Source organism: Bartonella jaculi, from assembly GCF_039543045.1.
In the GTDB taxonomy this organism is placed as follows: Bacteria; Pseudomonadota; Alphaproteobacteria; order Rhizobiales; family Rhizobiaceae; genus Bartonella; species Bartonella jaculi.
Genome location: NZ_BAABIZ010000032.1, coordinates 1 through 9,081, shown reverse-complemented (window position 1 = coordinate 9,081; position 9,081 = coordinate 1). Strand labels below are relative to the sequence as shown.

7 protein-coding genes and 1 pseudogene are annotated in these 9,081 nt (G+C 38.9%); 4 read left to right on the top strand and 4 right to left on the bottom strand.

Annotation, left to right across the window (positions count from 1 at the left end):
* The 3 genes from ABD915_RS08075 to ABD915_RS08065 form a co-directional block, all read left to right on the top strand.
* A partial coding sequence (locus ABD915_RS08075; protein ID WP_345117226.1) for a hypothetical protein occupies window positions 1–294 on the top strand: 294 nt, incomplete at its 5' end.
* 146 nt (window positions 295–440) lie between these two features.
* Window positions 441–1,016, top strand: coding sequence for an elongation factor P (efp, locus tag ABD915_RS08070; RefSeq protein ID WP_345117224.1), 576 nt, complete (start codon window positions 441–443; stop codon window positions 1,014–1,016).
* A gap of 11 nt (window positions 1,017–1,027) precedes the next feature.
* On the top strand, window positions 1,028–1,819 hold the full coding sequence (locus ABD915_RS08065; protein WP_345117222.1) for an inositol monophosphatase family protein: 792 nt from the start codon (window positions 1,028–1,030) through the stop codon (window positions 1,817–1,819).
* A gap of 319 nt (window positions 1,820–2,138) precedes the next feature.
* On the opposite strand, the pseudogene ABD915_RS08060 reads toward ABD915_RS08065, so the two are convergent.
* The 3 genes and pseudogenes from ABD915_RS08060 to ABD915_RS08050 form a co-directional block, all read right to left on the bottom strand.
* Window positions 2,139–2,395 (bottom strand): annotated as a pseudogene (locus tag ABD915_RS08060) (Arm DNA-binding domain-containing protein); the annotation flags it as partial.
* Between the two features lie 349 nt (window positions 2,396–2,744).
* A complete protein-coding gene (locus ABD915_RS08055; protein WP_345117220.1) occupies window positions 2,745–3,743 on the bottom strand; it encodes a hypothetical protein in 999 nt (332 codons plus the stop codon).
* 636 nt (window positions 3,744–4,379) lie between these two features.
* Window positions 4,380–6,170 (bottom strand): ABC transporter transmembrane domain-containing protein, encoded by a 1,791-nt coding sequence (locus tag ABD915_RS08050; RefSeq protein WP_345117218.1) that lies wholly within the window; start codon window positions 6,168–6,170, stop codon window positions 4,380–4,382.
* 201 nt (window positions 6,171–6,371) lie between these two features.
* Here ABD915_RS08050 and rpmE point away from each other — a divergent pair, with 201 nt between their 5' ends.
* Window positions 6,372–6,593 (top strand): 50S ribosomal protein L31, encoded by a 222-nt coding sequence (gene rpmE, locus ABD915_RS08045; RefSeq protein ID WP_345117216.1) that lies wholly within the window; start codon window positions 6,372–6,374, stop codon window positions 6,591–6,593.
* Between the two features lie 1,348 nt (window positions 6,594–7,941).
* On the opposite strand, the gene ABD915_RS08035 is transcribed toward rpmE, so the two are convergent.
* The gene (locus tag ABD915_RS08035; RefSeq protein ID WP_345117214.1) at window positions 7,942–8,358 is read right to left on the bottom strand and encodes a hypothetical protein; all 417 of its coding nucleotides are present in this window, start codon (window positions 8,356–8,358) and stop codon (window positions 7,942–7,944) included.
* Window positions 8,359–9,081: the final 723 nt, after the last annotated feature.

Below are 9,081 nucleotides of genomic sequence, written 5' to 3'. Positions count from 1 at the left end.
AAGCTTACCCGTCCTTTAAAGCTTACCCGTCCTTTAAAGCTTACCCGTCCTTTAAAGCTTACCCGTCCTTTAAAGCTTACCCGTCCTTTAAAGCTTACCCGTCCTTTAAAGCTTACCCGTCCTTTAAAGCTTACCCGTCCTTTAAAGAGACACTTCAGAGAAATGGTATTTTTGCTTCAGCGATATAAATTGCTACAAAAATCCCCTCCAAACTCCCAAAATCCCCAAAAAATTGCGTGCAAATTTTCAAAGGGCTTGCGTCTGAGCTGTTTTTATGGTCTTGCAAAGATCTAAAAAGCTACGATACAAAGGTTCTTATTGAGATTATTTTTGCGCTTTTCTTTCTGCAAAGACTTTTCTTTCTGCAAAGATAATGAAAGCTTTGCTCTACAAGGGACAACAAGAGAGCTTTTTTGCAAGGACAAAATTGGACGTGAACGATGAAAATTAATGGCAATGAAATTCGACCTGGTAATGTGATTGAGCATCAAGGAAGCTTGTGGGTAGCAGTTAAATGCAATGCTGTAAAACCAGGAAAAGGTGGGGCATTTAATCAAGTTGAAATGAAAAATTTGATTGATGGAACAAAACTCAATGAACGGTTTCGCGCAGCCGAAACGGTTGAACGTGTGCGCCTTGAACAAAAGGATTTTACATTTCTTTATCAACAAGGTGATGCTCTGGTTTTTATGGATTCAGAGTCTTATGAACAACTTGAATTACAAAAGGATTTTGTTGGTGAGCGCGCTGCTTTCTTGCAAGACGGGATGACAGTGACTGTTGAGCTCTATCAAGAAAAACCGATAGGGATCTCTCTTCCTGATCAAGTCACCGTAGGGATTGCAGAAGCTGATCCTTCTATCAAAGGGCAAACAGTTACGTCTTCTTATAAGCCAGCAATTCTTGAAAATGGTATTCGCATTCTTGTACCACCCTTTATTAATTCCGGTGAACGTGTCATTGTTGACACCAACGAGTTGATTTATTTGCGTCGTGCAAATGAAAAGGATAAATAAAGGAATACAAGATGGCTCATTCTGCAGTCATGAATGTCATGGTGCAAGCCGCAATGAAAGCTGGACGTTCGCTGGTGCGTGACTACGGCGAAGTGCAAAATTTGCAAGTGTCTTTGAAAGGGCCAGCGGATTACGTAAGCCAAGCAGATCGCAAGGCTGAAAAGATTATTTTCAATGAATTAAGCAAAGCACGACCAAAGTTTGGTTTCTTGATGGAAGAGTCTGAGGAAATCATTGGGGAAGATTCTCAACATCGTTTTATTGTTGATCCTTTGGATGGCACAACAAATTTTCTTCATGGCATTCCTTTTTTTGCTGTTTCCATTGCTTTAGAGAGTCAAGGACAGATTGTAGCTGGTGTGATCTACAATCCTGTTTTTGATGAGCTATTTACCGCCGAGCGAGGTGGTGGAGCTTTTTTTAATGACAGGCGTTGTCGGGTTTCTGCACGACGCCGATTAGAAGATTGTGTTATTGCAACGGGCATGCCCCATTGGGGACGCCCAGGTCATGGGGCATATCTTATTGAATTACGCAATGTCATGGCTGAAGTTGCTGGACTTCGCCGATTTGGAGCTGCGGCTCTTGATTTAGCTTATGTCGCTTCTGGTCGAACCGATGGCTTTTGGGAAGATAATCTACAAATTTGGGATTTAGCTGCTGGAATACTGATGGTCCGTGAAGCCGGTGGTTTTGTAACTGATAAAGAAGGTGGGAGCGATATATTTCGCAAAAAGAATATTATCGCCGGCAATGAACACATTCGCACCAAACTAGAGAGAGTTCTCAAAAAAGGCATTTAAATCTCAAAAGAAGAGTCTTTAAAAGAGTCTTTAAAGAAGAGAGTGTTTAGAGCATTGCTGTTGATTTTTTTAAAACCAGCAATACGAAAGAAGTCATAAGATGAGATGAGTATTTTGCAAAAACGCCACCCAGTTGCCAATGAATGCGCGCCTCCAATAAGCCTCCCTCCCCCAAAAAGCAATGCAAAACCGCTTACTGAGTATTATCCACGAAGCTGTTTTTCCAAGCTCAACTCAAAATAAGCTAGAAAACGAAATAAAGGAGCAACCAAACGATACAAGAGAAGTAATCAGCACATCAAAAGTAAGAACACGACCCCTTGCCCTCTAGAAGAATAGAACGCCACCCAGTTGCCAATGAATGCGCTTGTTTTAAAGAGACATCTCTCAAGGCACCCAAGCCCATTTCACGATGCCGCCCGTGAATGGTATAACGATAAAGCCATTGAGCGCCCCTATCTTTACACTTGTGCCCTATCTTTACACTTGTGAAGGAGTAAACCGGCACCATCATTATATGCGCCAGCTCCCGATACTGCCAACAGCTCTTGCATGAAGACGGTTCATAAGAGGCATTTTTAGTCTTTTCTTATACAATTTTACCCACACACCAGCCCCACTTGTGACGTGCAAGCAAGTGATTTGGATTGATTCAAGATAAACAGATTTGAAATGAGAGAATCTTACGTTATTCGGGGTTTTCATTCAAGTTGAACAACGCTAAATTATCTTTATAAATCAACATGTTGCCTCTCTGATGTACCCTCTTTATACAGACTACAGCACTTAAATAGAAGCTCTCTCTTTCCCCTCTCTGGTAAGATTGCCACATATTACGCATCACTGCTTTTCAAGATTTTTCATAAAAGCGCGTGATGAGCGAGATTCCCACAAACGCACGGATTAATATGCTCACACATTATAATCATTGAAGATATTGTATCAAATATTCACGGGATTGATTGTAATTCAAATATTTATTTGCGAGAATCGCTGATTGTATTTCATTCTCAAGCTGTTCTTTTTCTTTATCAACAGCCTCTTGCAATGCTTGCACCTTCTTATTAGCGAAGATAATTTTTAATTTTTCTTTTGAATTCCCTATTGTGATAAGCTTCTCCCAAAAGATCAACCGGTTATCACATTTCTCATTTGACACCTTCATCCATTCTTTGACGCCTAATTTGTAGGCTTTTTCAAATGTTGGCATCTCTTCAGAAATACTAAGATCTTTTTTCTCTTCTTTATCTTTTTTTCTACAAACCTTCATTGCCCATTCAACCGTGGAGTAACAACAATCTTTATCGAAAGCAATATAGCCCTCTTTCACCGTATCAATAAGCTTTTTATAATAAATAAAAGTTTCTCGTGCCGCTTTATAATCACTAGAAATGTCATACAATAATGATAGAAGCCCCTTTTTACAAAGGCATAGTAGTCGGTAATTACAAGATAGAAAACGCCCACACACTTCTATGGATTCTAGCATCTCATATTCTGTATATTTAGGTCTGTCTTTTTCTATATCTATATATTCAAACATGCTTACTGTTATATCCTCAGACATATCTTCAAAACCGATTTCCGCTTTTAACTCTTCACCGCGCTGTAAAGCTTTGTCTTTTTGTTGCTCTTCATACTCAGCTGTAATCATATCATCAATCATATATAACCACCAATGAAACAACAACATCGTAGGCTTATAGCGCTTTTTTTTCGTAAGAGGGTCCACAAACTTTCGCAATGTAATGCCATTCTGTCTCATTAATCGTACGACTTTACGATAAGTTTGCTTAAAAATTGGACGTCTCATTATTTCATTTATTCTTTCAATCTGCTTAGCAGTAAATTTTACTTTCAGCGCCTTCTCATAAAGAAAAAATGTATCTGCATATCCTTGAGCACAAATATCTTTCACCACCACCGGATGCTGCTTTTCACTAATTTCAAAAAATTGCGTAGGATTTTTTATCTCCAGTATACTCCTTTCCCATTGCCTTACTCCCTCATCCCATTGTTTAATCCATTCTTTTGATGTTTTTTGCGTTTTTCGAAAAATCTTTTGTTCCCATTGTACAAGCCATATTTGAGAGCCTCCCTTTATCACAAGCAAGTTCTTGACTCAGATATTGCTATAAATGTTTAAACATTCACATTGTGCGAGGTAATAACAAGAGCTATGTGTTTTACGCATCAATGGAATAGCTTTTTAAATGCGTGGTTGAAGTATGCGTGAGAATGTGGTTTCCAATAAGGATTTAAAGAAAACAAAAACGAGGCACTTTATGACATTGTGGTAAAATGTATATATTGAGATTTATAGGTTGTTTTGGGGGGGATTTTTTGCAGTTTATTTAATTATTCATATCGGTTTTAATATTTGCATCATTTATATTTTTCTCATACGTAAAAATTTTTTATAAAAAACGAGCAATGATGCATAAGAGTAAAAATTCTTGCGGGATATCCAATACAATGAAATGAGTCATTGCTTTATTCATCAAAGAACTCTTCAAAACGACGATAATCTTGTGAACGTACTGATTTTTATGCCCATTATTTATTCGGGTGCAAATTGCAGTTTAGCTAAGTAGGCATAAACCCCGTTTTGTGCAACGAGTTCTGCGTGTGTTCCTTCTTCTACGAGAGCGCCTTTATCCATCACCAGAATACGGTCTGCTTTTAAAATCGTTGCGAGGCGATGAGCGATCACCAATGTTGTTCGGTTTTGCATGAGTCCTTCTAAGGCTTCTTGCACCAACTTTTCACTGTTTGCATCTAAGGCTGATGTTGCTTCATCAAGCAATAAGAGAGGCGCATTTTTTAAAATCGCACGTGCAATACCAATACGTTGTTTTTGTCCACCAGAAAGCATAGTGCCGCGTTCTCCGACTTCAGTATCAAAGCCGTTTGGTAAAGCTTCAATAAATTCGAGTGCATTGGCTGTTTTTGCTGCGGCAATGATTTGCTCTTCATTGATATTTTCGGTACCGAAAATAATATTATCGCGTAATGTTCCATCAAAAATAGCGACATCTTGTGGAACATAAGAAATTGAGCTCCGTAAATCCTGCAAAGAGAGGCGATTAGTCTCGACACCATCAAACTGGATTTTTCCGCTTGTTGGATCATAAAAACGAAGGATCAAAGAAAAAAGCGTACTTTTACCTGCCCCTGAAGCACCAACAAAAGCAACCGTTTCACCCGCTTTGACAGAAAAAGAAAAAGAGCGCAAAATTTTGTCTTGTGGTCTGGAAGGATAGGTAAAATCCACCTGATCAAAAACAATGGCACCTTGCACAGGTTTTGCCAAAGATGAAGGATTTTTTGGCACTAAAATAGTAGGCTGTTCTTGCAATAACTCGGCAAGCCGTTCAGCGGCACCTATTGCTTGTATTAATTCTGCGCCCAATTCCGATAATTGCGCAAAAGTAGTAGCTCCAAAAACTGCATAGAGAACAAATTGCCCTAAAGTTCCCGACGTCATGCTGCCATTCAAAACATCGCGGGATCCAATCCATAAAACAGCGACCACACTGCTAAAAACCAAAAAAATTGCAAAACCGGTAAAAAAGGAACGCAAGATTACAGAAGCGCGCGCTGTCTGAAAAGCGCGTTCTATTAACTGTGAAAAACGTGTAGCAACGAGTTTTTCGGCGGTAAAAGCTTGCACAGTGCGGATAGCGCTTATCTGTTCGGTTGCCAAAGCATTAGCATCTGCGAGACGGTCTTGTGCCGCGCGTGTACGTGTACGAACCCTGCGTCCAAAGACAACCAATGGGATAGCAACAAAGGGGATAGCGAGCAAAACAAGCGCAGACAATTTAGCATTGGTGATAACCATCATCACGATTGCGCCGATCACCACAATCAGATGTCGTAAAGCGGTAGAGGCGGTTGAGCCAACGGCTAATTTTATTTGCGTTGTATCTGTTAAGAGCCGCGAAACAATCTCACCAGAATGAGATTTGTCAAAAAAAGCAGGAGAAAGTTTCATAATATGGACAAAAAGATCACGCCGTAAATCGGCAACAATCCGTTCTCCCAAAGTGATAACACAATAATAACGGCAAGCGGAAGCAAGTGCGAGAAGCAAAGCCAAAACAAATAAAATAAAAAAATAAAAATTGATATAACCGTGGCTTGAAGTAGAAAAACCATGATCAAACATTTTGCCGATAGCAACAGGTAAAGCTAATGTCACAAGGGCAGCAACAGTCAAAGCGAAAAAAGCAAAGATAAACAACCAACGATAACGTACAAAATAAGGACCAAAAGTTGCAAGTGAAGCGAATGAAGAGTTTTTCATGGAAGGCTTGATAGATTTTTCTGAATGGTTGAAGAGATTCATAAGGTTTCGCTCACTATATTAGGTTGTCTATAACCCTTGATGCAATGATGCATCTTGAAGATGCATCTTGAACACTTGTTTTTTGATGCGTGCTCGGTTATAGGAATGGTACTTTAATCAACTTATCAAAAAGACAAAGGAAGCGCACTTAAAAAAATGAGAAAGTGCCTTTTCGTTCTATAGACACAAAAGGTTTGCCACATGAAAGCGAATATTCATCCCGACTATCACAAAATTACCGTCGTTATGACGGATGGTAGCCAATACACAACGCGCTCCACATGGGGAAAAGCAGGTGACACCCTTAATCTGGATATTGATCCAAGAACGCATCCAGCGTGGACAGGTGGATCTCAAACATTGGTAGACCATGGTGGTCGTATTTCTAAATTCAAAAACCGTTTTGGTAATCTTGGTATGTAAATTTTATTTCTAACAACGAAGAGCAAAAACTTCTAATAAAGTGATTTCACGCTGCAAATGAGTGATCTCTTTTAATGTATTGATCAGTGTTGAGCTTTGCAAAAAGGCGCCTTTAGAGCTTTTACAGTTAAGGATTTTATGAAAACACTGTGTAAAGTGTAAATCCAGCACCCCGCTTTAGGCGGGGTTTTTTGCGTAGTATGAAGAGTGAATAAGCAGCAATGACGATTGTGTAGAGTGTAATGATACAGAGAGAAAAAGAAAAAACACTCTCAATCTGACATTGAGCCAAGAACGCATTCAGCGTGGACAAAGTGAATCTCAAACATAAGAAGATCGTGGTGGATGCATATTTCCATTCAAAAACCGTTTTGGTAATCTTGGCATATAAAAGCTTTCTTGTCATTGTGAAGGAGCACAAGACTCAACAAAGAGAGCAATTGGTCACAGCAAGCAGCAAATCCATTTTAAGCTTTAAAAAACGAGAATTTAGAAAACAACACCCTTTCATACAATCTTCTCAAGAGTAAACTGTAATTTTACCAATAAGCTTCTGTTTGCAAGAGTAGCTATTCTCTTTTAAAAAAGCTGTCACTTTTTGAACAGTGCTTGCAGATCTGTATTATTGGCAAGGAGCAAAGGCACTTTTAATGTTTTTTTGCTTCTTATAATTTTTGTATTACAGCGCATGAGAAACAAATTTTAAAATCAACCAGCGGGTGAAGGCATCCTTAAAGAATTATCAAATATAAATATTATGTGCCAATTTCCATTGACAGTCATTGACCAATATCTCTCAAGATGATCTTTGAGCGCATGGAGTTACAAAGAAAGGGGGCATTGAAGATCATTTGGTAAGAGAGCTACATCAAGAGCACTGAGAATACCCCTTCGTTTTTAAGTATAGACGATTTCAAGCCCTTCGTATTAGTCTTGTAGAAAACTTTAAGCCTTTTATCTTTAAATCTCCAAATTAGTAATTGATTATATTGCGTATCGCTACAAGATATAAAAAATTTTATTCATTGTAGATAAAAATCAAATATTTTTTCTCGTTTTTTCCCTTGAACACACTATAAAGTACCGTTTAGGCACCATGAGAAGTTCTTCTCTTCTATCATGACTTGGAAAGCCGCGTGAGAAACAAAACAAGCCATATTGGTTATTTTGGTCAAGGATACCGTTAGACGCAACCTTTAAAGGATTGCCTTGAGCTTAAGAACCCAAGGCTTGTGAGTCCTCTCATTAAACGCGGATCTTATGTCATGATTTTGCTGAGCGATTATGAAGAATTTGAGAGGCAGACAGCCTCTCATTTTGATTTGTGTGCAAACGAATTGCACTCTATTTATTCAGGGAGAATAAGAACATACCCAGGAGGTGCGAGACGGAATAAGAGAGCGTCGTAACCCCAGCTAGCATACATGCAGCAAACAGAAAAAACGCCTTCACCAATTGCTAACATTAATGCGAGCGATATACCGGCTTCATCTGCTGTTGCTTCGCGGCGTTCTATGAGGTATCCATAAAAAAACATTAAGAATGCTAATGCACTCGCACCCGCGAAAAAGTTTAGTACAGCAAGAACTGGTCTACGAAGAAATAACAGGATAAGAAAAATTGTGAAAATCAACTTTTTAAGTATCCAAGCTAATATTCTACGTATTATATTGAACGTTCCACGCATTATAGTTGAAGGAATACTGTGTTCTGCGTCTGAATTTTTTTCTTTGGTGTTTGTCTGCTTAGCAGATATGCCGTTCATACCTCCCCCCATTTTTAAGTCACAGTACTATAAACACGGTGCTATAAAATTAGTTATTTGTAATTATAGCATCACAAAACACAAGAAAAATTTATGCATTTTAACGAAAAAACAGGTGTTTTATTGAGGTGCAAATCGATTTTTGTTAGCAAGAGCTGCTAAATCCGATCCTCTAAAATAGAGAGACACTGTTCTCATTGAAGAGGAAGCTATCCTTACGCACAAAAGCTTCATAAGCTGCGTGTCTCATCCCCCAGAAATTACAACTTCCCAATCACCCGCTTATCCACCTTTAAGACTGCGATCGAATGGCTTCTTCTGATGACAGGCAATGATAGCATGAAAAAGAAAAAATATGACAATATCAAACGCTTCAAGACGCTATCAGCTTTATGATTTTCACTTAAAAAGCAAGTATCTGCCTCATGAACAACAAGCCACCGTGATGTGTGCTCATTCACAAATTTCCTTTAAAGCACCATCTCCCTTTTCACCAATCGCATCTCTCCCCAAATTCCACCTCTTGATATCCCCATAAATACTTAAAAAAATACGCGAGAGAAAAATTCTCAGAGAAAGCTTTCAAGGCTAAAGCGCACCGTTCTATCAAACTTACGTAAATATTCTCATTTCTGATTACATCTACTGTTGATTTCCTGCTTCTTCGAGGCTGGTTTCACCAAAGTCACAAGACATTGGCCAGAGCCTTCCTCTCCACAGGCT